Here is a 26,928-nt window from a genome sequence, read left to right as displayed (position 1 = left end):
TCAGGGTCGGGACGAGCGTAGTTCACACCGGGTCATGCGTTCGGCACTCCCTGCCGGGACAGCCCCGCAAAGATCACCTGATCGGATTCACCGATGGTCGGACCGGCCGGATTCGGGGGTGCGGCGGGGCGGCGGGGAGGCGGGGACGGCGGGCTACGCCTGGAACGGGCGGGCCGGCCAGGGCGCGCCGGCCGGGCGCAGACCGTCCAGGCCGCCCGGTGAGGTCAGCGCCGCGTGCAGCGACAGCGCCCCGACCACCAGGCAGGTGTTGTGCAGCTCCCCGGCGAGGGCGCCGTGCACCAACTCCGCCAGCGGCACCCGGGCCAGCTCCATGTCGGCCTCCTCCTCGAAGACCTCGAAGCGCTCGCCCTCGGCCTCGGAGATCTGCCGGGCGAGGAAGATCCGCACCGCCTCGTCGCAGCCGCCGGGGGTGGTGAAGACATCGGTGAGCACCCGCCAGTCCTCGGCCTTGACGTGCGCCTCCTCGTACAGCTCGCGCTGGGCCGCGTGCAGCGGGTTCTCCCCGGGGACGTCGAGCAGGCCGGCCGGGATCTCCCACAGCTTGTGCCGCACCGGGTGGCGGTACTGGCGCAGCACCAGGACGCGGTCGGCGTCGTCGAGGGCGAGGACGGCCACCGAACCCGGGTGGACCTGGTAGTCGCGGGTGACGGTGGAGCCGTCGGGCATGACCACCCGGTCCGTGCGCACGCTGGTCTTGTTGCCGGTGAAGGGGGTGGCGGTCTCGGTGACCTGCCACTCCTCGGGGGTGTCCTGGATGGCCATCGGTGTCCTTCGGTCCTGTCACGCTGTCATGAACACGAACGCCGGGGTACCGGGCCGACCGGCCCGGTACCCCGGCATCCCACCGTACCGTCGCCCGTGGATCAGCCCCGGGCGGCCTGGCGGCGCTCCACGGCCGCCTTCACCAGCCCCGCGAAGAGCGGGTGCGGGCGGGTCGGGCGGGAGCGCAGCTCGGGGTGCGCCTGGGTGCCCACCAGGTAGGGGTGGACCTCGCGCGGGTACTCGACGTACTCGACGAGCTTGTTGTCCGGGGAGGTGCCGGAGAACACGATCCCCGCCTTCTTCTCCAGCTCACCGCGGTAGGCGTTGTTGACCTCGTAGCGGTGGCGGTGGCGCTCCTCGACGTACGGCTCGTTGGCGTAGACCTCGCGCACGATGGAGCCCTCGGCCAGCTTGGCCGGGTACATGCCCAGCCGCATGGTGCCGCCCATGTCGCCCTCGCCCGCGACGATGTCCAGCTGCTCGGCCATGGTGGAGATCACCGGGTCGGCGGCGCCCGCCTCGAACTCGGTGGAGTTGGCGCCCTCGATGCCGGCCAGGTTCCGGGCCGCCTCGATGACGATGCACTGGAGCCCCAGGCAGAGGCCCAGCAGCGGGATCTTGTTCTCCCGGGCGTAGGTGATCGCGCCGACCTTGCCGTTGACGCCGCGCTCGCCGAAGCCGCCGGGGACGCAGATCGCGTCCACGTCGCCGAGCTGCTTGGCCGCCCCGGCCGGGGTCTTGCAGTCGTCGGAGGTGACCCACTTGATCTTGACGCGGGCCTTGTTGGCGAAGCCGCCGGCCCGGATCGCCTCGGTCACCGACAGATAGGCGTCGGGCAGGTCGATGTACTTGCCGACGAGCGCGACGGTGACCTCGTGGTCGGGGTTGTGGACCCGGTCCAGCAGGTCGTCCCAGGTGGTCCAGTCCACGTCCCGGAAGGGCAGGTCCAGCTTGCGCACCACATAGGCGTCCAGGCCCTCGGTGTGCAGCACCTTCGGGATGTCGTAGATCGACTTGGCGTCGATCGCGGCCACCACCGCGGCCTCGTCGACGTCGCACATCAGCGAGATCTTGCGCTTGATGGAGGTGGGCACGTCCCGGTCGGCGCGGAGCACGATGGCGTCGGGCTGGATGCCGATGTTGCGCAGGGCGGCGACCGAGTGCTGGGTCGGCTTGGTCTTCAGCTCGCCGGAGGGGCCGATGTAGGGCAGCAGCGAGATGTGCACCACGAAGACGTTGTCGCGGCCCACCTCGTGCCGGACCTGGCGGACGGTCTCCAGGAACGGCAGCGACTCGATGTCGCCGACGGTGCCGCCGACCTCGGTGATCACCACGTCGACGTCGTCGGTGGCCATGCGCCGGATGCGGTGCTTGATCTCGTTGGTGATGTGCGGGATGACCTGCACCGTGTCGCCGAGGTACTCGCCGCGCCGCTCCTTGGCGATGACCTGCGAGTACACCTGGCCGGTGGTGACGTTGGCGGACCCGTCCAGGTCGACGTCGAGGAAGCGCTCGTAGTGGCCGATGTCCAGGTCGGTCTCGGCTCCGTCGTTGGTGACGAAGACCTCACCGTGCTGGAACGGGTTCATGGTGCCCGGGTCCACGTTCAGGTACGGGTCCAGCTTCTGCATGGTCACGCGCAGACCGCGCGCCTTGAGCAGCGCACCCAGGCTGGAGGCGGTGAGCCCCTTGCCGAGTGAGGAAGCGACACCCCCGGTGACGAAGATGTGCTTGGTCGTCATGGGCTTAGCGGCAATTGCCAAGAGGGGGCTCCCGTGGTCGCGAGGTGAGGTGCGGACGGCGTGCGCCCCGAGCGTCTTCCGGCTCCAGGGTGACCGTCGCTGCGGTTCGGGGGTTGTGCGCCCACCGGTCCACGGGCTACCAGGGTATCAGCGCCCCGGGGGGAGCGCTTCCGGTGACGCATTCCGAACCGTGTGCGACCCTGGTGACCAGCGGCTCCGTTCGGGCACACGATCGGCCCGCCACGATGTGGGACGACTCCAGCGGACGCGGGTCGTCCGTCGTATCCTGCTCGGACACACGCTGCGAGCTGCGGCCGGCAAGGCATCTACAAGGCATCTACCTGTACGCCCCGGAGAACGAGCTCGTCGGGAAATTCCGAGACCGCAAAACGCGCCCCGCGGGGCGAGGCCGTTCGAATGGGGATGCAGGTGGCCGGGCGCATCGAGGATTACGCACTCATCGGCGATATGCAGACCGCCGCACTGGTCTGCAGGGACGGCACGGTCGACTGGCTCTGTCTGCCCCGCTTCGACTCGCCGGCCGTCTTCGCCGGGCTGCTGGGCACCGAGGAGCACGGGTTCTGGCGGCTGGGGCCCGCCCATCCCGGTGGCTCCACCCCGCCGCCGGCCGACCGCCGCCGCTACCGGGGCGACTCGCTGGTGCTGGAGTCGGAGTGGGACACCCCGCGCGGCACCGTCCGGGTGATCGACTTCATGCCGCCGCGGGACGGTGCCCCGCAGCTGACCCGCATCGTGGAGGGCGTCAGCGGCCGGGTGCAGATGCGCTCCGCGCTGCGGATGCGCTTCTCCTACGGCTGGGTGGTGCCCTGGGTGCACAAGGTCGACCACCGGACGGTGGCCGTCGCCGGGCCCGACTCGGTGTGGCTGGACACCGAGGCCGACACCTACGGCAAGGACCTCACCACCTACTCCGACTTCACCGTCGGCCCCGGCGACCGGATCGCCTTCACGCTCAGCTGGCAGCCCTCGCACAAGGAGCCGCCCGGCACGCCGGACCCGGAGGGCGCCCTGGTGGCGACCGAGGAGTTCTGGCGGGAGTGGGTGGAGCACTGCACCTACCACGGCCCGTACCGGGACGCGGTGGTCCGCTCGCTGATCACGCTCAAGGCGCTGACCTACGCCCCCACCGGCGGCATCGTGGCCGCGCCCACCACCTCGCTGCCCGAGGACATCGGCGGCTCCCGGAACTGGGACTACCGCTTCACCTGGCTGCGGGACGCGGCGATCACCCTCTCCTCGCTGCTGCGCACCGGCTACCGCGAAGAGGCCCGGGCGTGGCGCGAGTGGCTGCTGCGCGCGGTCGCCGGCGACCCGGAGAACCTGCAGATCATGTACGGCATCGCCGGCGAGCGGGAGTTGTCCGAGGCCGAGCTGCCGTGGCTGCCCGGCTACGAGGGCTCCCAGCCGGTGCGGATCGGCAACGGCGCCGCCGGCCAGCTCCAGCTGGACGTCTACGGCGAGGTCACCGAGGCCCTGCACCTGGCCCATATGACCGGCCTGGCCCGCAACGACTACGCCCAGCTCCTCCAGCTCAAGCTCATCGCCTACCTGGAGGACCACTGGGACGAGCCCGACGAGGGCATCTGGGAGGTGCGCGGCCCGCGCCGCCACTTCGTCCACTCCAAGGTGATGGCCTGGGTGGCGGTGGACCGCACCATCAAGCTCATCGAGTCCGGCGAGGTGGACGGGCCGCTGGAGCGCTGGCGCGGGCTGCGCGACCGGATCCACCGGGACGTGTGCGAGAAGGGGTACGACCCGCAGCGGAATACCTTCACCCAGTCCTACGGCTCCAAGGAGCTGGACGCCTCGCTGCTGCTGATCCCGCAGATGGGCTTCCTGCCGCCGGACGACAAGCGGGTCATCGGCACCATCGAGGCCATCCAGCGGGAGCTGTCCACCCCGGACGGCTTCGTGCTGCGCTACCCGACGGCCGGCGACCACGCGGGGGTGGACGGGCTGGAGGGCGACGAAGGTGCCTTCCTGGCCTGCTCGTTCTGGCTCGCCGACGACCTGGCGATGATCGGCCGGGTGGACGAGGCCCGGCAGCTGTTCGAGAAGCTGCTGTCGCTCCGCAACGACCTCGGGCTGCTCGCCGAGGAGTGGGACCCCCGGCTCCAGCGCCAGGTGGGCAACTTCCCGCAGGCGTTCAGCCATGTGCCGCTGATCGACACCGCGCTGCGGCTGACCGCGTCCGGCGCCTACGGGGGCTGAACCCGACCGGCCCGGTGCCCGGCACCGGGCCGCCCGCCGTGCGGTCGTCGCGGCGGTACGGGTACAACACCGCCGCGGGGCTCCCGGCGCCCTCGCCGCCCGCACGCCTGGCTCGTCCTCCTCGTCGGCATCGACGAGGAGGACGAGCCGGCGGCGCTCGGGCCGCCGGCTCGGAACCCGGTCACCGGGGCGGTTCCGGCCGGAGTGGTCCCGACAGGGGGGTTTCCTCCCGGGGCGGTCCCGACAGGGGGCCCGACCGGGGGCCCGACCGGGGGGGTTCCGACCTGTGCGGTCCCGGCCGGGCCGGCGACGCCCGCCGAGCGGCGGTCGTCCGGGGGTGGAGCCTTCGGACGACCGGCTGATCACGGTGTGGGCGTCACCCCACCGGCGGCCGGCGCACCGGGCGGAGCGGTGAGATCCGCGAGATCGCGGACATAGGACAGACCGGGGCGGCCCGCGAGCCGCCGCTCGCCGGTGACGGTGAACCCCGAGCGGGCCAGCACCGCCCGGGACGCCGCGTTGTCGAGGGTGGTCGCCGCGCGCAGGACGGTCAGCCCGTAGCTGCCGGCGGCCCGGGCGCACAGCTCCCGCACGGCCCGGGTGGCCAGCCCCCGGCCCGCGGCGCGCTCGGCGATCCGGTACCCGAGCTCCGCGGCGCCGTCCGCCACGTCCACGAGATTGACCCGCCCCAGCACCTCGCCCGCGGCACCGACCAGCACATGGAAGAGACAGACCCCGGCCTCCTGCTCGGCCAGCAGGTCGCGGTGCCGCTCGTCGAACCGCGCGAAGTAGTCATCGCCCCGGTCGGGGACGGACAGGGCGAAATAGGCCCGGTTCTCCCGCTCGAAGGCGAGGAGCGCCGGGGCGTGGTCCGGGCGGAGCAGCTGTATCTCGGGCATGGGCCAATAGTGGCGGACCCGGCCACCGCCCGGCCCGCCGCCAGCCCACGGCCGGCAGGGCCGGGGGAACCGCGGGCCGGTCCGGGCCGGGACCGACCGGCCCGGACCGCCGCGCCGCCGACCCGGCCGCTACCGCAGCTTCCCGACGACCTCCCGGGCGGCGCGTTCGCCCTCGGTGGCGCCGCCTTCCATGAAGCCCTGGAAGTCGTAGCTGGTGTGCTCGCCCGCGAGGTGGATGTTGCCCTGCACGGTGCCCTCGTACCCGGCGTAGCGGTGCAGATAGCCGACCGGCCAGTACGAGTAGGCGCCCAGCGCGTACGGGCTGAGGTGCCAGGCGGACAGCTCGGCGCGGCCGGTCCACGCCGCCCGGGTCCCGGGGAAGACCGTGTCGATCCCGGCCAGCCGCCGGGCGGCGAGGGCGGCGACGTACGGATCCGTCTCGGTGGCGAACGGTGCGCCCGGGGTGAGGGCGCGGGCCGGGCCGCCGCCCGCGTACTGGATGAGGATGCCGCCGGTACCGGGCTGGATCCTGGTGGTGTCCCAGGTCTGCTGGACCTCGGTGTCGGTGAAGGAGTCGCCCGCGGACACCCCGGGCCAGGGCCCGGTACCGCGCCACGGACGGTGCGTGAACTGCATGTTGAGCTTGGTGCAGTGGCCCATCCGCGCGTCCCGCAGCAGGTTCCGCATCCGTGGGTCGAACCCGGCGCGGGACAGGTCGAGCCGCTGCAGCACGGGCAGCGGGACGCACAGCACGGTGTGGTCGGCGGTGACGGTGCGCACCGCGCCGGAGTCGTCGAAGGTCAGCGTCTGGCTGCCGTCGGGGTTCGCGCGTACCGCCCGCAGCGCCCAGCCGGGCCGGATCGTGCCGTCCGGGAGCGCCCCGGCGATGGCGTGCGGCAGCCGGTCGTTGCCGCCGACGATGTGGTACCGCTCGTCGGACAGGCCCCAGACGTTGAAGTGGCCGGGGTTGGGCTGGTAGCCCATGAGCAGTACCAGGGCGAGGGCGGACTGGTCGACGGTGTCGGCGCCGTACTCGACGGTGTAGGCGACGTCGATGAAGCGACCGAGCCGCGAGGTGTGGCCGCCGGGCACCCGGCTGTCGATCCATTCATGTATCGACATGGTGTCCAGCGCGACCCCGGCCGGGGTGGACCGGTCCCAGCTGACCTCCCCCGCCTCCTGAAGATCGCGGCGGAGCGCCTGGTAGACGTCCTTGAAGTCCTCGTCGGCCCGCTCACGGGGGTAGTAGCCGCCGTCGAACCAGAGGATCTCCTCGGCTCCGGCCGGGCCCCCGCCGGCGAAGTCCTCGGTCGGCAGGGAGAACCGGCGGCACAGGGCGCGGATCTTCTTGTGTTCGGTGTCGATCAGCTCGCCACCGATCTCGGAGGTCTGGCCGTACGCCCAGTGGTCGCGCCGGGAGTACATCCGGCCGCCGACCCGGGAGGGGTCCGCTTCGTAGAGGGTGCAGGCCAGGCCCGCGTCATGGAGGGTGAGGGCGGCGGTGAGGCCGGCGATGCCCGCGCCCACGACGGCGATCCGGGGCGCGTCGGCGCGGACCGGCCGGGGCGGCGCCGCGTGGGCCTCGGCGGTGGGCAGGGCGGCGATGGCCGGGATGGCTGCTCCGGCGGCCGCGGCCCGCCGGAGCAGCTCGCGGCGGCTGGCGCCGGGGTCCGCGGCGGTCCCGGCGGACCGGCCGCGCCACTCGGCGACGGGCAGCCGCAGCCGCCGGGCGGCGGCGTGTTCGGCGGCCAGGCGGCGCAGGGCGTGCATGGCGTGGGTACGGGCCATGGGGAACTCCTCAGACGGTGTCGGTCGGGGACGGTTCCGGTTCGCGTTCGGCCGCGTCCTCCAGGACGATGCGGCCGATGACCTCGTAGCGTCCGGGCCGTCTGGCCCGGAGGAAGAGCGCGAGGCCGAGGCCGCCGCAGAAGACGGCGCCGACGATCCAGGGGATGAGCCGGAACAGCAGCGAGCCCGAGGCGCTGCCCGCGGCGGTGTCCATGTTGAGGACGAGCAGGACGACCACGGCGGCCATCCCGGCGCCGCCCAGCAGCGGGGCGGTGAAGGTGCGGAACCAGTGCCGGTCCTCGGGGTGGTTGCGGCGGAAGTAGCCGATCACGGCGAAGGAGCACAGCGTCTGGACGATGAGGATGGCCATCGTGCCGAGGATGGCGAGCAGCGTGTACAGGTGGATGTAGGGGTCCTTGCCGGCCAGCCCGAAGGCGGCCACCAGGGCGACGGCTGTGCCGGTCTGGGCGAGGGACGCGAGGTACGGCGAGCCGTGCCGCGGGTGGGTGCGGCCGAGCGCCGGGTGCAGGAAGCCTTCGCGGCCGATCGCGTAGAGGTAGCGGGCGGCGCACTGGTGGAAGGCCATGCCGCAGGCGAACGAGCCGGTCAGCAGCAGCCACTGGAAGGCGTCCACCGCCCAGCCGCCGATGAACTCCCGGGTGGGGTGGAAGAACAGGTCGAGCGGGGTGGCGGAGGTGGAGGCCCGCACCGCGCCCGCGCCGCCGTTGCCCGCGATGGTCATCCAGGAGACGTAGATGTAGAAGAGGCCGACACCGGTGACGGAGAGGAGGGTGGCGCGCGGGATGACGCGCTTGGGGTCGCGGGACTCCTCGCCGTACATCGCGGTGGACTCGAAGCCGACCCAGGACCAGAAGGCGAAGAACAGGCCGAGGCCGGCCGAGGTGCCGGTGAACGCGTTGGCGGGGTTGACCGGCGCGGTCGGGATGCCGTCGGGGCCGCCGCCGGACACGGCCACGGCCGTGGCCACGGCGAAGAGCACCGCGATCTCGGCGACCAGCATGACGCCCAGCGCCCTGGCGGTGAGGTGGATGTCGAAGTGCGACAGCACGGCGGTTATCAGGAGCATGACAGCCGCGTAGACGGGCCAGGGCAGTTCCACCCCGAGCTGGTCCTCGACCGTGGTCTCCGCGAAGAAGGCGAACACCCCGACGATCGACGCCTCGAAGACCACGTAGGCGAGCACCGCCAGCAGACCGGACGCCATCCCGGCGACCCGGCCCAGCCCGTGCGAGATGAAACCGTAGAAGGCGCCCGCGGTGGTGATCCGCCTGGCCATCGCCACGTAGCCGACCGAGAACACGGTCAGGACGACGGTCGCGAAGAGATAGCCGGCCGGCGCGCCGGTGCCGTTGCCGAAGCCGACCGCGATCGGCAGGTTGCCGGTCATGGCGGTGATCGGCGCGGCGGTCGCCACCGCCATGAAGACCACGCCGGTCAGCCCGACGGAGTTCGCCTTGAGCCGGTGCACCTCGCGCGGGCCCCCGGTGCCCTGCCCCGCGGTGCCGGTGGATGCTGTCGTCATACCGCCTCTTTCGCGTGCGAGCCGCTGGAAGGCCGTCAGCTTCCCGATGAAGTGACCTGTGCCACAACCGACAGGCGGTCCGCCAATCGCTCCCCGGAGGCGACAGGTTGTCAGGAGCCGCCGCGGTGGCACGCCGGTCCGCCGGGCGCCCTCCGGCCCGCCGGGCGGGGTAGCGTTCGCCACCATGGAGCCGCAAGGAAGACCGGAGCCGTCTCCGGATCCCGGTCCGCAGGGACCGCCGCGAGAACCCGCCGGTGCCCTCGCGCCGGGACCGGCCCGGGGAACCGAACGGGACGCGCCCGGGGCCACGTCCCGGGGGCCCGGCCCGCAGGGCACCACCATCACCGTGGCGCGGGTGCTGGAACTCCCGGCGCTCCGCCGCGGCCTGCCCGAAGTGGTCGCCGCCGAGGACCGGTTGCAGCGGCCGGTGCGCTGGGTGCACGCCGGCGAGGTGCCGAACATCGCCTCCCTCCTCAAAGGCGGCGAACTGCTGCTGACGACCGGTCTGGGGCTGGGCCCCAGACCGGCCGAGCAGCGCTCCTTCGTCCGTACCCTGGCCGAGCGGGAGATCGCCGCCCTGGTGGTGGAGCTGGGGTCGCGGTTCACCGCGCTGCCCGCCGCGGTGGTGGACACGGCTCGCTCGGTCGGGCTGCCGCTGGTCCAGCTGCGCCGCGAGGTGCCGTTCGTGACGGTCACCGAGGAGATCCACACCGAGATCGTCAACGAGCACTACGCCCTGCTGCGCCGCGCCGAGGAGGTGCACCGGCGCTGCACGCGGGCGCTGCTGGGCGGCGGCGGGGTCCCGGAGATCCTGCGGCTGTTCGCGGCCTTCGCCGGCAATCCGGTGTTCCTGGAGACACCCGACGGGCAGCTGCTGTACGCGGCCGGGCCGGGCCCGGCCGCCCAGCCCGGCACCGCGGACCCACTGCAGGTGTGGGACGGGCTGATGGCCCAGCGGGCGGAACCACCGGCCGGCAGCGTGGTCATGGACATCCCGGGCGGCGGGCGGGGGCCGGGCGGGGTCCGCGCCCGGCTGACGGTGCTTCCGGTGGCGGGCGCGCTGGCGCCGGTGCACCGGATCGCGGCCGAACGCACCGCCGACCTGCTGGCGGTGGTCCTGCTCCAGGCCCGCCAGGAGGAGGAGCTGGCCGCCCGGGGCCGGGGGGACTTCCTCACCGATCTCGCCGAGGAGCGGATCGAGGCGGCGGACGCCCCCGCGCAGGCCCGGGTGCTGGGCTTCCGGCCGCCGCCCGGCGGGTCGCTGCTGCCGGTGGTCATGCGGGTGGCGGTGCGGATGGCGCCGGGCTCGGCGGCCGGCCCGCAGGAGAGCTGGGCGGCGCTGGCGCACGCGGTGCAGGAGGAGCTGGCCGCCGCCGGGGTCCCGGTACTCCTCGGAGTACGGCTGCCGGAGGGCCGGGTGCCCCTGCTGGTGGGGCTGCGCGACCCGGCGGAGCGGACCGCCGTCGCCGACCGGGTGGCGGCCGCGCTGCGGGCCGGGGTGGAGCGGGCCTGGCCGGAGCGGGCGGGCTCGCGGCCGCCGACGGTGGTGGTGGGGGTCGCGGGCGGCTGGGAGACGGTCGGCGGGGAGCTGCGCCACGCCGCCGAAGCGGCGAGCGCGGCCCCGGGGCCCGCCGACCGGGCCTGGCACGACGTCCGCCGCACCGAGGTCGACGTGCTGCTGTGGCGACTGCGGGAGCACGGAGACCTGGCGGCCTTCGTCGACCGGGTGATCGGCCCGCTGATCGCCCACGACCGCACCGCCCGGCCGCCGCTGATCCCCACCCTGGAGGCGTACCTGGCGCATGCCGGCCGCAAGGCGGAGACCGCCCGCGAACTGCACCTCAACCGGCAGACGCTGTACGACCGGCTGGCCCGGATCGGACGCCTGCTCGGCAGCGACCTGGACGACCCGCAGACGGTGCTCGCCCTGGGCCTGGCCCTCCAGGCCCGCCGCCACGCGCAGTGAACCGCCCCGCCGGCGGGGCGGCCCGTGCTTCCAGGGGACGGTACCCGGCCCCGAAGCGGTCCCCTAGCCCCGGGGCACAGTGGTGGGACTCCGCAGGCGTCACCGGAACTCCCCGAACCGGAACCCGGACTTCGGGGCACGGCTCCAAGGCCCGGAAGCGGCACCCGAGCCCCGGGGCATCCGCCCCGTGTGAACTCCCCGGACCGGCACCCGGACTTCGGAGCTGCGGCTCCGGTGCTCCGGGCGCCGGCACCGCGCCCCCGGGCGCGCACGCCCGGTCCGCCCACGGTGCCCCGGTACACCCGTCCGTCACCCGCCGCCGTCCGCCCTCCGCCCGCTCCGCGGTCTCAGCAGACGGTCAGCTCGTCGTAGACCCGCAGCACATGGGAGACGGTGTCGTCCTCGTCCGGCCACCCCGCCGCCTGGACACGCCCCGCCTCGGCCAGGTCCGCCCGGCGTACCGGGTCGGCCAGCAGCCGGGCCACCGCGGTGGCGAGCGCCCACGGGTCGCCGTAGGGGACCAGCTCGGCGGCCTCGCCGACCAGCTCCGGCACCCCGCCGACCGCGGTGGCCACCAGCGGCACCCCGGCGTACAACGCTTCCTGGGCCAGCGGCGGGCGGGCCTCCCAGGGGCTGGAGAGCACCGCCACATCGGCGACCGCGAGCAGGTCGGGCAGGTCCTCACGGCGGCCCAGCAGCCGCACCGGCAGCCCCTCGGCGTCGATCCGGCGCCGCAACGCGGCCCGGGCCGGCCCCTCCCCCGCGATCGCCAGCAGCGGCGGCGGGTCCAAGCGGAGCCAGGCACTCGCCGCGTCCAGCAGCGGCCCGTACCCGCGGTTCTCCTCCAGCCGGCCCGCGGTCAGCAGCAAGGGCCGCTCCACGACCCCGAGTTCGGCGCGTACCTTGTGCCGCCACCCGTCGCCCCGGGCGGGCGGCGGGCCCGGCGCGGGCAGCGCCGTGGGGGCGAGCCGGGCGTCCCGGGCCCCGCGCGCCCGCGCCCGGTCCACCAGGTCGGACGACACCCCGAGCACCACCGCGGCGGCCCGCACCACCGCGCGCTCCATCAGTCGGACCGTACGGCCGCCGGCGCCCTCGGCCCGCGGCCGGGTGTGCCAGGTGACGACCAGCGGAGTGCGGCGGCCCCGCAGCGCCAGCGCGGCCAGCATCCCGGACCGCAGCCCGTGCGCGTGCACCACCGAGGCGCTGGCGCAGGCGGCCCGTACCGCCGCCACCCGCCCGGCCGCGGTACGCGCGTCAACCGGGCGGAATCGGGCGCCGGCCGAGGCGAACCCGTACACCGGCTCGGCCTCGCCGGGGGCGCACACGGTCACCCGCAGCCCGCGGGCCACCAGCCCGGCGGCGAGCGACCGGACATGGACCCCGCTGCCCACGCTGCCGCCGCTTCCGCTGCCCAGCACCTGGACGGCGTGCGGCGGCGACTGCCCGTGCGGTGACGGGACCGGTGTGCTGCTCACGCGGGCATGGCTCCTGGACGATGTCGGAGAGGGACGTGAAAGTGACGCGGTGCGCTGTGCCCAGGATGCCAGTCCGCGCGCCCCTTCCCACACCACGGCCACCGGCGCTCGTGGCGCGCGGTCCGCTCCCAAGCCCCCGTCACCACCCGCACGGGCGAGCCTCGGACGGCCCGCTACCGACTGGTGCGGGTGGGTCGGTCCGCAGGTCGGGGCGGGTTTCCCGGCCCCGCGCGGGCCGGTGCCGGGACCGCCCCGGCGTCCCCCCGGGGACGAGGGCGGGGCGCTGCGGCCTTCCGGGGGAGACGGCTGCGTCCGGGGGCCGCCGGGCGTCCCCGCCGGGGCCCGGCGGACCACGCCCGCACCACCCGTCCCGGCGTCGGACCGGGGCGGCGCCGGACCGGACCAGTCTCCGAGCCGGATCGGTCTCCGGATCGGTCTCCGGATCGGTCTCCGAACCGGGTCGGGCTCCGGCCGGGTGGCGGGCCGGAGCCCGGGCGGGACCGGGGCCGGGGCGCGGCTCAGCGGCCCGCGCGGGCGGCCTCCAGCAGTTCTTCGGCGTGCGCCCGGGCCAGCTGCGAGTCCTCCTGGCCGGCGAGCATCCGGGACAGTTCGCGCACCCGGTCCTCACCTTCCATCGCCTGCACCCCGCTGCGCGTCACGGAGCCGTCGTTGGTCTTCTCCACCACCAGGTGCCGGTCGGCGAACGCGGCGACCTGCGGCAGATGGGTGACCACCACGACCTGCGCGGTCCTGGCCAGCCGCGCCAGCCGCCGGCCGACCTCGACCGCCGCCTTGCCGCCGATGCCCGCGTCCACCTCGTCGAAGAGGTAGGTGGGCACCGGGTCGGAACCGGCGAAGACCACCTCGACCGCGAGCATCACCCGCGACAGCTCGCCACCCGAGGCGCCCTTGGCGATCGGCCGCGGCGGGGCACCGGGGTGCGGGGCGAGTAGCAGCTCGACCTCGTCGGCGCCGTGCGGGCCGTAGCCGACCGCCCGGCCGCCGACCTCGATGCCCGCGGCCTCCTCGGACACCTCGGTCTGGCGGATGGCGAAGGACACCCGCGCGTGCGGCATCGCCAGTTGGCCGAGTTCGTCGGTGACCGCGTCGGCGAACCGCCGGGCCGCCTCGGTACGGGCGTCGGTGAGGGCCTGTGCCAGCTCGCCGAGTTCGGCGCGCAGCGCGTCCCGTTCGGCCGTCAGCTCGCCGATCCGGTCGTCGTCGCCGTCCAGCTCGGTCAGCCGCGCGGCGCCCTCCTCCGCCCAGGCCAGAACGTCCGCGATGGTCTCGCCGTACTTGCGCGTCAGCTGGTTGAGCGCGGCGCGGCGCTCCTCCACCGCGGCCAGCCGGCGCGGGTCGGCGTCCAGGTCGTCGGCGTAGCCGGCCAGTTCACCGGCCGCGTCGGAGAGCAGGATGCCGATCTCGGCGACCCGGTCGGCGAGGCCGGCCAACGCCGGGTCGTGCGACCGGACGGCCTCCAGTGCCCGGTGCGCCCCGGCCACCAGGGTGGCGGCGTCGATCCCTTCCGGGTCCTCCGGGTCGCCCGCCAGCGCGGCGTGGCCGGCGGTGGCCGCGGAGGCGAGCGCTTCGGCGTGGCCGAGCCGCTCGGCCTCCGCGGCCAGCTCGGCGTCCTCGCCCGGCCGCGGCTCGACGGCGGCGATCTCCTCCAGCCCGAACCGCAGCAGGTCGGCCTCCTGGGCCCGCTCACGGGCGCGGGTGGTCAGCTCCGCCAGCTCGGCGGCGACGGCGCGCAGCCGGCGGTAGGCGGCGCCGTACTTCTCCAGCGGCCCGGTGACGGCGTCCCCCGCGTACCGGTCCAGGGCCTGCCGCTGCCGGGCGGGGCGCAGCAGGCCCTGCTGGTCGGTCTGCCCGTGTACGGCGACCAGGTCGTCGGCGAGCTCGGCGAGGAGCCCGACCGGGGCGGACCGGCCGCCGACGTGGGCCCGGGAGCGCCCCTCGGCGGAGACGGTCCGGCTGACCAGCAGGGCCCCGTCGTCCAGCTCGGCACCGGCCTCCTCGGCCCGGACCGCGGCGGGTGACCGCTCGTCGATCCTGATCCGGCCCTCGACGACCGCCGCCTTGGCTCCGATCCGCACCAGGGCGGGGTCGGCGCGTCCGCCCAGCAGCAGGCCGAGGCTGGTGACGACCATGGTCTTGCCCGCGCCGGTCTCGCCGGTCACCGCGGTGAATCCCGGGGACAGCTCGACCACGGCGTCCTCGATGACGCCCAGCGCACGTATCCGCATCTCCTCCAGCACGCCCATGACCTTACGAGGTTTGGGGGCGGGGATGCGACGGGCCCGGGCTCCGGACGCCCGCGCGGCCGTCCGGGCGCCCACCCGGACGGGTTACCCGGCGGGTCCGCGCGCCCGGCCGATGGACCGGTCCGGCCGGCCACACGGGGCGGCCGGACCGCCGCCGGGCCGGGCTCCGGAGGCCCTGCCGACCCGCCGCCGGGGCCAGGTGAGTCTGCCGGACCGCCGCCCGGGGTCAGGCGCCGCCGCTCGGGGTCGAGCGAGACCGCCAGGCCGCCACCCGGGCACAGTGAACCTGGCGCGCCGCCGGGCGCCGCCCGGGGCCGGGCGAACCTGCCGGGTCCCCGCCCAGGTCAGGCGAGCCTGCCGAACCGCCGCCAGGGTCGGGAGAACCTGCCGCACCAGCGCTCGGGGTCCAGGCGCCGCCGCTCGGGGTCAGGCCCGCCTGCCGCACCGTCCCCAGGGTCAGGTGAGTCTGCCGGGCCGCCACCCGGGGTCGGGAGGGCCCGCCGGGCCGCCACCCAGGGACGGGCGAGGTTGCCACACCGCCCCCGGGGCCGGACGAGCTTGCCACGCCCAGAGCCGGGCGAACTCGCCGGGCCGGGCGACGCGGCTCCGGACACCGCCGTGCGGTCCGCGATCCGCGGTCCGTGTCCACGCCCAGGGGGCGGCGTTCCGCGCCCCGCCGGTGCCTCCGGCCCGCCGCGCCGCCTCGGTGGGCCCCGGAGCGCCCGGGGACGGTCTCCACGGACCGGTGGGCCGCAGCGCGGCGTCCGCCGCCAGGGCCCGCGGGGAGACGGCGGGCCCCGGTCGGGGCCGCCGGCACGGTCGCCGCCGGGCCCCGCCCGGCACGGGCCGTGCCACGTACCGCGGGCCGCGCCCACCGCGGCACGTGTCACGGCGGCCGCGCACCGCCCGGCGGCCCCAAGGGTGAGGGGGGCCGCCCCCGGCACCGGCCGCCCGCTCCGGTGCCGTCGCCGGGGGCGCCCCGTGCGGGTTACTGCGGGGCGCCGCGCCAGCCCGCGACCGGCAGGGCGAACTTGGCCACCAGCCGGTCGGTGAAGGAGGCGTGGTGCAGCCGGGCCAGGCGCACCGGCACCGCGCCGCGCCGCACCTCCACCCGGGCGCCGGCGGGCAGCTCGACGGTGCGCCGGCCGTCGCACCAGAGCACCCCGTGCGGGGTCTGCGGCTGGACCTCCACCGCGAGTACCGAGTCGGGAGCGGTGACCAGGGGCTTGGCGAACAGCGCGTGGGCGCTGATGGGCACCATCAGCAGCGCCTCGACCTCGGGCCACACCACCGGGCCGCCCGCCGAGAAGGCGTACGCGGTGGAGCCGGTCGGGGTGGCGCAGACGACGCCGTCGCCGCCGAACCGGGAGACGGGCCGGCCGTCCACCTCGGTGACGACCTCCAGCAGCCGCTCGCGGGCCGCCTTCTCCACGGACGCCTCGTTCAGCGCCCAGTCGGTGTGCACGATCTGCCCGTCGTTGCGGACCAGCACATCGAGGGTCATCCGTTCCTCGACCTCGTAGGAGCGGGTGACGACCCGGTCCACCACCTTGTCCAGGTCGTCCCGCTCTGCCTCGGCGAGGAACCCGACCCGGCCGAGGTTGACGCCGAGCATCGGCACCCCGGAGGAGCGGGCGAACTCGGCGCCGCGCAGCAGGGTTCCGTCGCCGCCGAGGACGACGAGCAGTTCGCAGCTCTCCAGGACCCCCGCGGCGTCGGCGTCGACCAGTTCGACGGCGGGCGGCAGCGGCAGGTCGGCGGCCTCCTCGGCGAGTACCCGCACTCCGATGCCGCTGCGCAGCAGGCCCTGCACGACCAGCTCGGCGCTGCGGACGGCCGCCGGACGGCCGGTGTGGGCGAGCAGGAAAACGGTGCGTTCGGCTGTTGTCGGTGCTGCTGAAGCTGCTTGAGTAGTGGTCAACGAGGCCCCTCCGCCACTGCACGGTCGACATCGGCCGGGTCAAGTGCCGGCGCCCCGGCGCGCATCCACAGAAAGTACTCGACGTTACCGGAGGGCCCGGGCAGGGGGCTGGCGGTGACACCGAGCACGCCGAGGCCCAGTCCGGCGGCCTGTTCCGCGACGGTGACCACGGCCTCGGCGCGCAGGGCGCTGCTGCGGACCACACCGCCGCTGCCGAGCCGCTCCTTGCCCACCTCGAACTGCGGTTTGACCATCAGGACCAGGTCGGCGCCGGGTGCCGCGCAGCGGACCAGCGCGGGGAGCACCAGGCCAAGAGGGATGAAGGACAGGTCGCCGACGATCAGGTCCACGGGAGCGCCGTCGAGGTGCTCCAGGGTCAGTTCCCGGACGTTGGTGCGGTCCTTGACGGTGACCCGCTCGTCGCTCTGCAGCGACCAGGCGAGCTGTCCGTAGCCGACGTCGACGGCGACCACCCCGGCGGCCCCGGCGCGCAGCAGCACATCGGTGAAACCGCCGGTGGAGGCGCCCGCGTCGAGGGCGCGGCGGCCGGCCACGACCAGGCCCCGGGGGGTGAAGGCGGCCAGCGCCCCGGCGAGCTTGTGGCCGCCGCGGGAGACGTAGTCCGGGTCGTCGTCGTCCTGGGCGACCACGAGGGCGGCGCTCGTCTCGACCTGCGTGGCGGCCTTGGTGGCGACGGTCCCGGCGACCGTCACCCGGCCCGCGGCGATCAGCTGGCCGGCGTGCTCGCGGGAGCGGGCCAGCTTGCGGCGCACCAGCTCCGCGTCGAGTCGTCGGCGTTGGCTGCGGTTGGCTGCCACGTGTGGTTCAGCTCCTGGTGTCGTGCGGGGTGGCGGGGGCCGGAGGGCCGGGGCGCCGGTCGAGTGCGGTGAGCAGGTCGCGCAGGCCCCGGTGCACATCCTCGTACACCTCCAGGTGACCGCCGGCGGCGAGGTGATCGGCGTCGCCGAGCCGGTCGAGTTCCGCGTCGACCCGCGGATGGCCGGTGGGGGTGCGGGCCACTCCCAGCGGGGCCGGGGCGGCGGGGGCACCGGACGCCCCGGGGAGGTCCGGTGCCTCGCCCGCCGCCACCGCGGTCCGCTCCGCCGCGGGGGCGGCTGCCGGGGCGGGCTCCTCCCCGCCTGGGCCGGCCGGCGGGGCCGGGAGCGGGCGGGCGGGCACGCCGGGCGCCGGGGCGGCGTGGGGCGCGCCGGGCGCCGGGGCGGCGTGGGGCGCGCCGGGCGCCGGGGCGGCGGAGGCGCCGGGCCGGGGGGCGGAGCCGGGTGCGGGGCGGGGCGCCGGCCCTGGCCGGACCTGCGGCGGTGTCTCCGGCATCGGCTCGTTCATGGCTCCGACGCTACCGCGAAACGGGGGCCGTCCGGGCCGCGCGGCCCTGCGGTACGGTCGGTGACCATGGCGACCATCGAGGAGTGCCGGGACGCGCTGGACCGGTTGGCGGAGAACCTCGCGAACGCGAACGGCGACCTGCGCAGCGCCGCCTCGGTCGACCGTTCGGTCAGCTGCCGCATCACCGACCTGGACACCACGTTCACCGGGCGTCTGGCGGACGGCCGGCTGGTCGAGGTGGTCCCGGTGCCCGGGCCGCCGCCCGGGCGGGCCCACATCCGGCTGGCGATGACCGGCGACGACCTGGTGGCGCTGGTCGCCGGGGAGCTGAACTTCGCCCGGGCCTGGGCGGGCGGCCGGGTCAGGCTGGAAGCGGGCTTCCGGGACCTGCTGCGGCTGCGGAAGCTGCTGTAGTCCGGCGGAGCGGCTTGCGGGCCGCGGGCACCACCAGCGGGGTCCCGGCCTCCGGGTCCTCGATGACCTGGCAGCGCAGCCCGAAGACGCGTTCCACCAGCTCGGCGGTGACCACGGTGTGCGGAGCGCCCTCGGCGATCACCTCGCCGCCCCGCATCGCGATCAGGTGGGTGGCGTAGCGGGCGGCGTGGTTGAGGTCGTGCAGGACCGCGACCAGGGTGCGGCCCTGCTCCTCGTGCAGCTGCGCGCACAGGTCCAGCACGTCTATCTGGTGCTGGATGTCCAGGTAGGTGGTGGGCTCGTCGAGCAGCAGCAGCGGGGTCTGCTGGGCGATGGCCATGGCGATCCACACCCGCTGGCGCTGTCCGCCGGAGAGTTCGTCCACGTACCGGTCGGCGAGTTCCGCCACCCCGGTGGCGGCCATCGACTCGGCGACGATCCGCTCGTCGGTCTCCGACCACTGCCGCAGCAGCCCCTGGTGCGGGTAGCGGCCGCGGGCCACCAGGTCGGCGACGGTGATGCCGTCCGGCGCGGTGGAGGACTGCGGGAGCAGCCCCAGGGTGCGGGCGACCTTCTTGGCCGGCAGCGAGCCGATGACCTGGCCGTCCAGGAGCACCGAGCCGGCGGCGGGCTTGAGCATCCGCGACAGCGCCCGCAGCAGCGTGGACTTGCCGCAGGCGTTGGGTCCGACGATCACCGTGAAGGAGTTGTCGGGGATGGTCACGGTCAGGTCCCGGGCGACCGTCCGGCCGTCGTAGGCGAGGGTGAGCCCCTGCGCGGTGAGGCGCTGGGCGGTGGTGTCGGGCATGGCGGTCGGGGCTTCCTTGTCGTCGGGCACGGGTCGCGGCTGGTGCCGGGCCGGGCGGTCGGGGCGTCCGCGGCTCACATCCGCCCCGCCCGGCGCTCGGTGGCCAGCAGCCACAGCAGGTAGACCCCGCCGAGCACCCCGGTGAGCACCCCGACCGGCAGCTGGTCGGCGCCGAACGCCCGCTGCGCGGTCCAGTCCGCGATGATCAGCAGCACCGCGCCGGTCAGGGCCGCGGGCAGCAGGTTGGGGCCGGGGGCGCGGGTGAGCCGGCGGGCGATCTGCGGCGCGACCAGGGCGACGAAGGCCAGCGGCCCGGCCGCCGCGGCGGCGGACGCGGTGAGCAGGACCGACGTGAGCATCAGCACGAAGCGGGTGCGTTCGACCGGCACCCCCAGGGCGTACGCGCTGTCGTCGCCCATCTCCAGCATGCGCAGCGCCCGGGCGTTGCCGAAGATCACCGGGAGCAGCACGGCGCAGGCGAGGAGCAGCGGCCACACCTGGGCCCAGTCGCGTCCGTCGAGCGAGCCGGTCACCCAGACCAGGGCGCGCGCCGCGTCCAGCAGGTCCGCCTTGGTGAGCAGGTAGCCGTTGACGGCGCTGAGCATCGCGGACGCGCCGATGCCGACGAGCACCAGCCGGTAGCCGTGGATGCCCCGGCGCCAGGCCAGGAGGTAGACGGCCAGGCCGGTGAGCAGGCCGCCGGCGACCGCCCCGCAGGCGACCGCGACCGTGCCGCCCTGGAAGAGCACGATGACGGTGAGCGCGCCGGCCGCCGACCCCTGCCCGAAGCCGATCACGTCCGGGCTGCCGAGCGGGTTGCGGGTGAGGCTCTGGAAGATGGCTCCGGCCAGGCCGAGCGCGGCGCCGACGAGGAGCCCGACCAGGACGCGGGGCAGCCGCAGGTCGTTGACGATGAAGTCCTGGGCCGCGGTGCCGCCGCCGAACAGGGTGCGCACCACGTCGGCCGGCGGGATCGCGAAGTCGCCGGTGCCGATCAGCACCACGCTCATGGCGAGCGCGACGGCGGTGAGCAGCAGCCCCACCAGCAGGCTCCGCGGGTCGAGGCGGACCGACAGGCCGCGGGTGCGCAGGGTCCGGCCGCGGACGCCGGCCCCGGTGGTGGTGCCGGTGCCGGCCTTGGTGCTCGCGTTCACAGCTGGGCCATCCTTCGGCGGCGTACGAGGTAGATGAAGACCGGTCCGCCGACGAGCGTGGTGACGACGCCGACCTGCAGCTCGGACGGCCGGACCACGACCCGGCCGATGATGTCGGAGCCGAGCAGCAGCACCGGTGACAAGGTGGCCGCGTACGGCATGATCCAGCGCATGTCCGGGCCGGTAAGCGCGCGCACCATGTGCGGGACCATCAGCCCGACGAAGGCGATCGGTCCGCACGCGGCGGTCGCGGCGCCGCACAGCAGCGTGGTCGCGACCATGGCGAGCACCCGGGTGACGGCGGGCCGGGCACCGAGGGCGCGGGCGGTGTCCTCGCCCAGCGCGATGGCGTTCAGCGGCCGGCCCAGGGCCAGTGCGAGGACCACTCCGACCAGGAGGAACGGCGTGACCTGCTCGACCACCGTCATGTTGGCCGAGGCGAGCGAACCGACCGTCCAGAAACGCATCTTGTCCAGCGCGGCGGTGTCCAGCATCTGCACGGCGTAGACGTAGCCGAAGAGGGCCGAGTAGGTCGCGGTGCCGGCGAGGGCCAGCCGCACCGGTGTCGCGCCGCGGCTGCCGCCGAGGGCGTACACGAGCACGGCGGCGGTCGCCGCGCCCAGCAGCGCGAACCACACGTAGCCGGTCAGCGAGGTGACGCCGAGGAAGCTGATGGCCGAGACGACGGCGGCGGACGCGCCCGCGTTCACCCCGAGCAGGCCCGGGTCGGCGAGCGGGTTGCGGGTGAGTGCCTGCATCACCGCGCCGGCGAGGCCCAGTCCGATGCCGACGAGCAGGCCGAGCACGGTCCGGGGCACCCGGAGGTCCCGGACCACCACGTCGGACTCCTCCCCGGAGTAGTGGAACAGCCCGTGCCAGACCTGGTCCAGGGGGATCGGTTTGGAGCCGATCGCGATGCTGGCCGCGGCCACCACCGCCAGCAGGACGACCGAGGCGAGCAGCCCGGCCGCACGGTGTACGACGGGGGCGGAGGCGGACGGTGGCACGGGCGCCGCCTCCGCCCCGGTGCGTACGGGACTGGCCAGGGACACGCGGAACTCCACCTCGCAGCGGCACGGGACGGGCAGTCGGCCGGGACGGCGGAACCGCACCCGGCACAAGATTAGGTTAGGTTACCTAACTGCCCATCGTTCCTGTTGGAAGGCGGTGCCACCGCCGCGAGCCCCGCGCCGGGCCCGGGCCGCCCGCCCTCCGGCGCACCGCCCGCGGACGCCGCCGGCGGGCCGGACCCCGCCGCGGACGTGGCGACCGCCGCACCGGCCCCGCGCCCGGGGCCGGTCCGCCCCGGCGCGGTTCCGCACCGCCGCGGCCGGGAGCCGGGCACGTGAGGGGCCCGGTTCCCGGGCAGACCCCCGCCGGCGGTCTTCCGCCGGCGGGCGTCACCGGCCGCGGGTGCCGCGCACCGCCCAGGCCGCGGCCCGCGGTGCGCCCGACCGCCGCCGGGTCACCACCCGAGCCGCGCCAGCGCCTTCCCCGCGTCCCCCTCGTACGCCCCGTCACCCGCCGCCGTCCAGGCCGCCGCGCACAGCGCCCGCAGCCCGTCCAGCGGGTCCTCGCCCTCCCCCGCCAGCCGAAGCCCGCCGGGTTCCGCGAAGGCCGTCCAGCCCCCGCAGCCGAAGCCGCCGCCGTGCCCGCCCCCGCCGGCGCCGCCCACCGGGGCCACCTCCGGCTGCCCGGCGAGGAGGCCGCGCAGATCGGCGTCCAGATACGTCGGCCGGTGCCGCGGCCCGGCGGCCAGCAGCTGGGCCGCCGTGGTCACCCCGGTCAGCACGAGCAGCGAGTCCACCCCGCCCGCCCAGGCTCCTTCGATGTCGGTGTCCAGCCGGTCGCCGACCACCAACGGCCGCCGGGCGCCGGTCCGCAGGATGGTCTCCCGGTGCATCGGCGGCAGCGGCTTGCCCGCGACCCGCGGCGTGCGGCCGGTCGCGATGCGCACCACCTCCACCGCCGCGCCGTTGCCCGGCGCGATGCCCCGCGCGCCGGGGATCGTCAGATCGGTGTTGGAGGCGAACCAGGGCACGCCCCGCGCCACGGCGTACGACGCCTCCGCCAGCCGGCCCCAGGTCAGCTCCGGGCCGCCGTACCCCTGCACCACCGCGGCCGGGTCGTCATCCACCGACTCCACCGGTTCCAGGCCGCGTTCGCGCAGCGCCACCCGCAGCCCCTCACCACCGATCACCAGGACCCGCGCACCGGCCGGGACCTGCTCGGCGATCAGCCGCGCGACCGCCTGCGCGGAAGTGATCACGTCGCCGGGCTCCGCCGGCACCCCGAGTTCGGTCAGGTGCGCGGCCACCGCCTCCGGGGTGCGCAGCGCGTTGTTGGTCACATAGGCCAGGTGCATGCCGCCGTCCCGGGCGGCGCCCAGCGACCCGACGGCGTGGCGGATCGCCTCGCCGCCCGCGTACACCACCCCGTCGAGGTCCAGCAGCGCGGTGTCGTACGCCTGGCTCAGCGGCCGGGTACTGCGGTCGGGCCTGGTCCGGGCCTGCTGCGTCATGAGGAGCCGCTCCTTAGCGGATTCGAGTGGGTTCGTCACCCCGATCATCGCTCATGCCCGTTCACCGCATAGCATGCCCCGATGAGCATTCCTGGGCCTGTCGGGCACGGCCTCCAGCTCGCCCCGTTCCGCGCGTTGCGATACGTCCCGGAGCGAGTCGGCAGCCTCGCCGCCGTCACCTCACCCCCCTACGACGTCGTGGTCCGGCCGGACGGACTCCGCGCCCTGGAGACCGCCGACCCGCACAACATCGTCCGGCTCATCCTCCCGCAGGCCGACACCCCGGCCGACCGGCACCGCCAGGCCGCGGACACCCTGCACCGCTGGCAGGCCGAGGGAGTTCTCGCCGCGGACCCCGAACCCGCCCTGTACGTCTACGAACAGCGCCGGGACGAGGTGCTGCAGCGCGGCGTCATCGGGGCCCTGCGGCTCAGCCCGAGCGACGAGGGCGTCGTACTGCCGCACGAGGAGGTCATGCCGCATGTCGTGGAGGACCGCGCGGCGTTGATGCGCGCCACCGGCGCCAACCTCGAACCGCTGCTCCTCGCCTACCGCGGCAACGGCCGCTCCACCACCCCGGCCGACGCCGCCGTCCCGACCGGCGCGGCCCCCGGCCGGGACTCCGGCACCGCCCGGGTCATCGAACGGGTCGTCACCCGCCCCCCGCTGCTGTCCACGACCACCGAGGACGGCTTCAACCACGTGCTGTGGCGGGTGTCCGACCCCGCCGAGGTGACCGAGATCAGCACCGACCTCTCGCACCACCAGGCGCTGATCGCCGACGGACACCACCGCTGGGCCACCTATCTGCGGCTGCGGTCCGAGCACCGCGATCCGGGGCCCTGGGACTTCGGCCTGGTACTCCTGGTGGACACGGCCCGCTACCCGCTCCGGGTACGGGCCATCCACCGGCTGCTCCACCAGCTGCCGCTGTCCACCGCCCTCGCCGCGCTGGGCGACGCCTTCCGGGTACGGACCGTGGACGGCCCGCTCCCCCGCGCCCTGGCCGCACTGGACGCGGCGGGCACCGGCGAACCCGCCGACGGCACCGGAGGGAACCCCGCCGCCAACGCCTTCCTGCTGGCCGGGGAGGGGCGCTTCCACCTGCTCGACCGGCCGGACCCCGCGCTGCTGGCCCGTACCGTTCCGGGCGGCCGGCCGGAAGCCTGGCGCCGGCTGGACGCCACGGTGCTCCACTCCCTGCTGCTGGACCACCTCTGGCAGGTGCCCGACTCCCCCGCCCACATCGGCTACATCCATGACGCCGAGGCGGCCGTGGAGCAGACGGAACGGCACGGCGGTACGGCCGTGCTGCTGCGGCCGGTCGGCGAACAGGTGGTGCACGACCTCGCCCGGCAGGGCGTGGCCATGCCGCACAAGTCGACCTCCTTCGGACCCAAGCCGGCCACCGGCCTGGTGCTGCGCACCCTCGACCTCGGCTGATCGCCGCCGGCCCGGCACCGGCGGACGCGTGAGGGCGGAACCCCGGTCCGGGGTTCCGCCCTCGTTCTGCTCTGCCTCGGCCGCTCAGCCGGCGGCCCGCGGCGCTCCGGCGTCAGTCCCGGTCGTCGTCGCGCGCCGGGGTCCCGGCGTCGCCGGTGCCGTCCTGTCCCTCGGCCGGCTCCCGGTCCACCAGGTCCGACCCGTCACCGGTCGGCTCGCCGGCCGTCTCCTCGGCCCGGTCGCCGGTCGCGTCAGCGGACACGTCACCGACAACGTCCGAGGCGTCGGCACCGGCCTCCTCGACAGCGTCCTCGGCACCGGCCTCGGCACCGATCTCAGCGGCGTCCTCGCCACCGGCCTCGGCGACGTCCTCGGCACCCGGCTCCAGGTCCTCGTCCGGAACCAGCGCGTCCACGAACTCCACCCCGTCCAGCTCCGCGAGCCGGTCCGAAGCATCCGTCGTGCCGCCCTGGTCGGCCTCCAGAGCCTTGGCGAACCACTCACGTGCCTCGTCCTCACGGCCGACCGCGAGCAGCGCGTCCGCGTAGGCGTACCGCAGCCGCGCGGTCCACGGCTGGATGGAGTGGGAGGCCAGTTCGGGGCTCTGCAGCGTCACGACCGCCGCATCGGCCTGGCCCATGTCGCGCCGGGCGCCGGCCGCGACGAGCCGCATCTCCACCTGCCCGGCCCGGTCCAGCTTCTGCACCTCCGGCTCACCGGCCATGGCCAGCGCACGCTCCGGACGGCCCATGCCGCGCTCGCAGTCGGCCATCACCGGCCACAGCTCCACCGAGCCGGTCATCCGCCGGGCGGCCCGGAACTCGGCCAGGGCCTCCGCGTACTTGCCGGTCGCGTACGAGGCGAAGCCCGCCGCCTCCCGAACCGCCGCCACGCGGGAGGCGAGCCGCAGCGCGACCCGCGAGTACCCGTACGCCTGCTCGGGGTCCTCGTCCAGCAGCTTGGCGACCATGACCAGGTTCCGCGCGACGTCCTCGGCGAGCGTCTTCGGCAGGCTCATCAGCTCCTGCCGCACGTCCTTGTCGATCTCCTGGCCGGTCACGTCCTCCGGGATCGGCAGCCGCTTCACCGGCTCCCGGTCGCTGCGCTCCCGCCCGAAGTCCCCACGGTCGTCCCGCCGGCCGAAGCCACCGGTACGGCCGTCCCGCCGTCCGTAGCCACCGCCCGAGCGCTCCCCGCGGTCGTCCCGCCCACGGCCCTGGCCGTACGAACGCGGCCCACGGTCACGGTCGTCCCGTCCCCGGAAGCCGCCGTCACGGTCGTCCCGGCGGGGGCCGCGCGGCCGGTCGTCCCGGCGGTCGTCACGCCGGTCGTCACGCCGGTCATCGCGGCGGAACGGTGCCCTGTCGTCACGGCGGTCATCGCGCCGGTCGTCACGACGGAACGCCGGACGGCCATCCCCACGCTCGTCACGGCGGTCATCACGACGGAACGCCGGACGGCCATCCCCACGCTCATCCCGCCGGTCGTCACGACGGAACGCCGGACGGCCATCCCCACGCTCGTCACGGCGGTCATCACGACGGAACGCCGGGCGACCGTCCCCACGCTCATCCCGCCGCTCGTCACGACGGAACGGCTGGTCGCGCCGGTCCTCACGGCGGAACGCGGGCCGGTCCCCACGGTCGTCACGCCGGAAACCGGGGCGGCCGTCGCCCCGCTCGTCGCGGCGGTCGTCGCGCCGGAACGCCGGACGGTCACGGTCCCGGTCGTCGCGCCGGAAGGAGCCACGGTCGTCACGGCGGTCATCGCGTCGGTCGTCACGGCGGTCGTCACTCCGGTCGTCACGCCGGAAGGACGGACGGTCGTCACGGCGCTCGAAGCCGCGGCCGCCCCGGTCCCGGTCATCGCGTCGGCCGAAGCCGCCCGGACGTCCGCCCCGGTCGTCCTCACGGCGGGGGCCACGGGGCCGCTCGTCCCGACGGTCATCACGCCGGTCGTCACGGCGGTCGTCACGGCGGAACGCCGGACGCTCGTCACGGCGCTCGTCGCGACGGAAGCCGCCGGTCCGGTCGTCACGGCGGGGTCCACGCCCACGCTCGTCACGCCGGTCGTCCTGGCGTTCGTCACGACGGAACGGCGGACGCTCGTCGCGGCGGAACCCAGGACGGTCGTCGCGCCGGTCGTCACGGCGGAAGGCCGGGCGATCATCACGACGGTCATCGCGGCGGAAGGCCGGGCGATCATCACGACGGTCATCGCGGCGGAAGGCCGGGCGGTCATCGCGACCGTCGCGCCGGCCCTGGCCGCCGAACCGACCGCCCCGGTCGTCGTCACGACGGGGTCCACGCCCCCGGTCGTCACGCCGCGGCCCAGAGCTGCGGAAATCACGCCGGTCGCCGCCGTCGCGCCGTCGCGGCTCGCGCTCCGGCCTGTCGTCAGGGGAGTTGGTGGACATCGACGTGACTCCTGTCATGAGGTACCGCAGTCATTCTCGCGCACCTGACTTATCGGCGCGCTTCGGCAAACAAAAAAGGACCCTTGGTCCCAGCGTGAACGCTGGGACCAAGGGTCCTTGAAAAATTGTTCGGCGGCGTCCTACTCTCCCACAGGGTCCCCCCTGCAGTACCATCGGCGCTGAAAGGCTTAGCTTCCGGGTTCGGAATGTAACCG

At 75.2% G+C, this 26,928-nt stretch carries 20 protein-coding genes and 1 rRNA gene; 4 read left to right on the top strand and 17 right to left on the bottom strand.

Annotated elements, in window-relative coordinates; all coding sequences use genetic code 11:
* Positions 1–153: 153 nt before the first annotated feature.
* Complete coding sequence (locus ACH4B3_RS14710) at positions 154–783, bottom strand: NUDIX domain-containing protein (protein ID WP_398463197.1); 630 nt, start codon at positions 781–783, stop codon at positions 154–156.
* A gap of 101 nt (positions 784–884) precedes the next feature.
* Positions 885–2,525: a CTP synthase gene (locus tag ACH4B3_RS14705; protein WP_398463196.1), complete on the bottom strand. Its 1,641-nt coding sequence runs from the start codon at positions 2,523–2,525 to the stop codon at positions 885–887.
* A gap of 423 nt (positions 2,526–2,948) precedes the next feature.
* Here ACH4B3_RS14705 and ACH4B3_RS14700 point away from each other — a divergent pair, with 423 nt between their 5' ends.
* Positions 2,949–4,757 (top strand): glycoside hydrolase family 15 protein, encoded by a 1,809-nt coding sequence (locus ACH4B3_RS14700; protein ID WP_398463535.1) that lies wholly within the window; start codon positions 2,949–2,951, stop codon positions 4,755–4,757.
* A 362-nt stretch (positions 4,758–5,119) separates the two neighbouring features.
* On the opposite strand, the gene ACH4B3_RS14695 is transcribed toward ACH4B3_RS14700, so the two are convergent.
* The 3 genes from ACH4B3_RS14695 to ACH4B3_RS14685 form a co-directional block, all read right to left on the bottom strand.
* Entirely contained in the window at positions 5,120–5,656 is a 537-nt protein-coding gene (locus ACH4B3_RS14695) for a GNAT family N-acetyltransferase (RefSeq protein ID WP_398463195.1), read from the bottom strand.
* A gap of 129 nt (positions 5,657–5,785) precedes the next feature.
* Entirely contained in the window at positions 5,786–7,444 is a 1,659-nt protein-coding gene (locus ACH4B3_RS14690; protein ID WP_398463194.1) for a flavin monoamine oxidase family protein, read from the bottom strand.
* Positions 7,445–7,454: 10 nt separating this feature from the next.
* Positions 7,455–8,987, bottom strand: a complete 1,533-nt coding sequence (locus ACH4B3_RS14685; protein WP_398463193.1) for an APC family permease — start codon at positions 8,985–8,987, stop codon at positions 7,455–7,457.
* 184 nt (positions 8,988–9,171) lie between these two features.
* Here ACH4B3_RS14685 and ACH4B3_RS14680 point away from each other — a divergent pair, with 184 nt between their 5' ends.
* On the top strand, positions 9,172–10,953 hold the full coding sequence (locus tag ACH4B3_RS14680; RefSeq protein ID WP_398463192.1) for a PucR family transcriptional regulator: 1,782 nt from the start codon (positions 9,172–9,174) through the stop codon (positions 10,951–10,953).
* Between the two features lie 347 nt (positions 10,954–11,300).
* Here ACH4B3_RS14680 and ACH4B3_RS14675 read toward each other — a convergent pair whose 3' ends face one another.
* The 5 genes from ACH4B3_RS14675 to ACH4B3_RS14655 form a co-directional block, all read right to left on the bottom strand.
* The gene (locus ACH4B3_RS14675; protein ID WP_398463191.1) at positions 11,301–12,428 is read right to left on the bottom strand and encodes a glycosyltransferase family 4 protein; all 1,128 of its coding nucleotides are present in this window, start codon (positions 12,426–12,428) and stop codon (positions 11,301–11,303) included.
* Positions 12,429–12,946: 518 nt separating this feature from the next.
* Entirely contained in the window at positions 12,947–14,692 is a 1,746-nt protein-coding gene (recN, locus tag ACH4B3_RS14670; protein WP_398463190.1) for a DNA repair protein RecN, read from the bottom strand.
* A gap of 988 nt (positions 14,693–15,680) precedes the next feature.
* Positions 15,681–16,613, bottom strand: a complete 933-nt coding sequence (locus ACH4B3_RS14665) for an NAD kinase (RefSeq protein WP_398463189.1) — start codon at positions 16,611–16,613, stop codon at positions 15,681–15,683.
* The gene (locus ACH4B3_RS14660) at positions 16,610–17,431 is read right to left on the bottom strand and encodes a TlyA family RNA methyltransferase (RefSeq protein WP_398463188.1); all 822 of its coding nucleotides are present in this window, start codon (positions 17,429–17,431) and stop codon (positions 16,610–16,612) included. Before ACH4B3_RS14660 ends, ACH4B3_RS14665 begins: the two co-directional genes overlap by 4 nt.
* 7 nt (positions 17,432–17,438) lie before the next feature.
* The gene (locus ACH4B3_RS14655) at positions 17,439–17,957 is read right to left on the bottom strand and encodes a hypothetical protein (RefSeq protein WP_398463187.1); all 519 of its coding nucleotides are present in this window, start codon (positions 17,955–17,957) and stop codon (positions 17,439–17,441) included.
* A 66-nt stretch (positions 17,958–18,023) separates the two neighbouring features.
* Here ACH4B3_RS14655 and ACH4B3_RS14650 point away from each other — a divergent pair, with 66 nt between their 5' ends.
* A complete protein-coding gene (locus ACH4B3_RS14650) occupies positions 18,024–18,371 on the top strand; it encodes a sterol-binding protein (protein WP_398463186.1) in 348 nt (115 codons plus the stop codon).
* On the opposite strand, the gene ACH4B3_RS14645 is transcribed toward ACH4B3_RS14650, so the two are convergent.
* From ACH4B3_RS14645 to ACH4B3_RS14630, 4 genes are all read right to left on the bottom strand, one after another.
* Complete coding sequence (locus ACH4B3_RS14645; RefSeq protein ID WP_398463185.1) at positions 18,319–19,179, bottom strand: ABC transporter ATP-binding protein; 861 nt, start codon at positions 19,177–19,179, stop codon at positions 18,319–18,321. The two genes, ACH4B3_RS14650 and ACH4B3_RS14645, sit on opposite strands and share 53 nt — an antisense overlap.
* Positions 19,180–19,253: 74 nt before the next feature.
* The gene (locus ACH4B3_RS14640; RefSeq protein WP_398463184.1) at positions 19,254–20,333 is read right to left on the bottom strand and encodes a FecCD family ABC transporter permease; all 1,080 of its coding nucleotides are present in this window, start codon (positions 20,331–20,333) and stop codon (positions 19,254–19,256) included.
* Positions 20,330–21,385 carry a FecCD family ABC transporter permease gene (locus tag ACH4B3_RS14635; protein ID WP_398463183.1) on the bottom strand — a complete coding sequence of 352 codons (1,056 nt, stop codon included), beginning with the start codon at positions 21,383–21,385 and terminating at the stop codon, positions 20,330–20,332. Before ACH4B3_RS14635 ends, ACH4B3_RS14640 begins: the two co-directional genes overlap by 4 nt.
* A gap of 413 nt (positions 21,386–21,798) precedes the next feature.
* Positions 21,799–22,854 carry an HAD hydrolase-like protein gene (locus tag ACH4B3_RS14630; protein ID WP_398463182.1) on the bottom strand — a complete coding sequence of 352 codons (1,056 nt, stop codon included), beginning with the start codon at positions 22,852–22,854 and terminating at the stop codon, positions 21,799–21,801.
* Positions 22,855–22,935: 81 nt separating this feature from the next.
* On the opposite strand from ACH4B3_RS14630, the gene ACH4B3_RS14625 reads away from it, so the two are divergent.
* Positions 22,936–24,297 (top strand): DUF1015 family protein, encoded by a 1,362-nt coding sequence (locus ACH4B3_RS14625; protein ID WP_398463181.1) that lies wholly within the window; start codon positions 22,936–22,938, stop codon positions 24,295–24,297.
* Positions 24,298–24,409: 112 nt separating this feature from the next.
* Here the strand turns inward: ACH4B3_RS14625 and ACH4B3_RS14620 are convergent, their stop codons facing one another.
* The 3 genes from ACH4B3_RS14620 to rrf all read right to left on the bottom strand — a co-directional run.
* Entirely contained in the window at positions 24,410–25,330 is a 921-nt protein-coding gene (locus ACH4B3_RS14620; protein ID WP_398463534.1) for a tetratricopeptide repeat protein, read from the bottom strand.
* Positions 25,331–25,380: 50 nt separating this feature from the next.
* Entirely contained in the window at positions 25,381–26,514 is a 1,134-nt protein-coding gene (locus tag ACH4B3_RS14615; RefSeq protein WP_398463180.1) for a hypothetical protein, read from the bottom strand.
* 326 nt (positions 26,515–26,840) lie between these two features.
* A 5S ribosomal RNA gene (rrf, locus tag ACH4B3_RS14610) occupies positions 26,841–26,928 on the bottom strand; the annotation flags it as partial.

Source organism: Streptomyces sp. NPDC018031 (assembly GCF_044327625.1).
In the GTDB taxonomy this organism is placed as follows: Bacteria; Actinomycetota; Actinomycetes; order Streptomycetales; family Streptomycetaceae; genus Streptomyces.
This window is presented reverse-complemented; position numbering and strand designations above follow the sequence as displayed.